This is a genomic window from Sphingopyxis sp. (assembly GCF_036402335.1).
GTDB lineage: Bacteria > Pseudomonadota > Alphaproteobacteria > Sphingomonadales > Sphingomonadaceae > Sphingopyxis.
This window is the reverse complement of the sequence record NZ_DASWTD010000506.1, coordinates 1-1,542: the sequence shown is the minus strand read 5'-3', so window position 1 is coordinate 1,542 and position 1,542 is coordinate 1. Positions and strand designations below refer to the sequence as shown.

At 68.7% G+C, this 1,542-nt stretch carries 2 protein-coding genes; both read right to left on the bottom strand.

Annotated features, from left to right (window positions below; genetic code table 11):
- Window positions 1–464: O-acetyl-ADP-ribose deacetylase (locus VGD20_RS16430; RefSeq protein ID WP_331135472.1), on the bottom strand; the 464-nt coding region annotated here is incomplete at its 3' end.
- 5 nt (window positions 465–469) lie between these two features.
- Window positions 470–1,426, bottom strand: coding sequence for a phytoene/squalene synthase family protein (locus VGD20_RS16425; RefSeq protein ID WP_414714589.1), 957 nt, complete (start codon window positions 1,424–1,426; stop codon window positions 470–472).
- Window positions 1,427–1,542: the final 116 nt, after the last annotated feature.

Here is a 1,542-nt window from a genome sequence, read left to right as displayed (position 1 = left end):
CAGGCGAAGATCACACGCTCGAAAAGCGGATCGCGATCGAGAAAGGCGCGAACTTCGGCGACTGCGATATCTGTCGCCTGATCGACGGGATAGCCGTAAATGCCGCAGCTGATCGCGGGAAAGGCGATGCTGGTGACGCCGTTCTCGACCGCGAGCGCGAGGCTGCGGCGGTAGCACGAGGCGAGCTGTTCGGACTCCCCCGCCCCGCCCCCGCGCCAGACCGGCCCGACAGTATGGATCACGAAGCGCGCCGGGAGCCGGTAGCCTTTCGTGATCTTCGCGTCGCCCGTGGCGCAGCCGCCGAGCGTGGCGCATTCGACGAGCAGGTCCGGCCCCGCCGCGCGGTGGATCGCGCCGTCGACCCCGCCGCCGCCCAGCAGCGTGGTATTGGCGGCGTTGACGATCGCGTCGACCGCGAGCTTCGTGATGTCGCCGTGGAACAGTTCGATGCGGTTCTCGGGCATGGCTTTCACTCCGCGGGGCGCGTCCACAGGCCTTCGCGCGGTTCAGGTGCAGGCGGCCCGGCGAGCGCCTGACCCCACGCCCGCGCGATCCAGCCGAGCTTGGCCCGGCGCGACGTCACCACGCGGTGGTCCCACGCATGGTCGCCGCGCTCGCGCACAGCGCGCGCAATATCCCCATATATACCCGCGGCCGCGAACACCGCCCAGCGCGCACGAAAGGGCAGCCGCGCCGCGCCGCGCCGCGCCGACGCCTCATATTCGGCCGCCATTTCGGCAAGCCATTTCGCCATGACCGCAAGGCGCTGGCGGAACTGCGGCTTCATCTGCTCACCGGGCGGGATGTCGAGCTCGACGAGCCAGTCGAGCGGCAGGTAGCAACGGCCGGCGCGGTCGTCCTCCTCGATGTCGCGCGCGATATTGGCGAGCTGGAAGGCGATGCCGAGATCCGATGCCCGATCGAAGGTGTCCCGGTCAGCCGGATCGACCCGCATGATATGTGCCATCATAAGTCCGACAACACCCGCGACGCGGTAGCAATAGGCGAGCAGATCGGCCTCGGTGCGCGGACGCCAGTCCGCTGCGTCCATTGCAAACCCCATGATGTGATCGCGCGGCAGCGCGTGCGGGATCTCGCACTCGCGCACGACGAGCCCGAGCGCGTCGAACGCGGGATCGCCGACCACGTCCCCGGCCAGCACGCGCTCGGTTATCTCGCGGATATATGCGACACCCGCGGACGCGTCCGCCACCGCCGCCATCGCGCCGCCATGGTCCTGCCCGTCGGCAAGATCGTCACATCTGCGGCACCAGGCGTAGAGCAGCCAGGCGTGCTCGCGCGTCCTGCGGCCAAACAGCCGGCTGGCGAGCGCGAAGGACCGCGAGCCGCGTGTGATGCTCTCGCCCGCAGTTGCTACGAGCGCTTCGCGGCTGGCGCCGCTCACAGGTCCTTGCGGCCGATCCATTTGCCCGTCTGGGGCGGAACATAGTCGGCGAGCAGATCGATCAGATCGGCGACGCTCTCCGCCACGATCAGCATGTCGCGGTGGTCCTGCGTCAGGAATCCCTGCACGACCATATT

What these genes read in the sequence shown, in the direction of transcription:
- VGD20_RS16425 (WP_414714589.1), bottom strand. Translation starts at nt 1,426, where the DNA reads ATGGATCGGCCGCAAGGACCTGTGAGCGGCGCCAGCCGCGAAGCGCTC.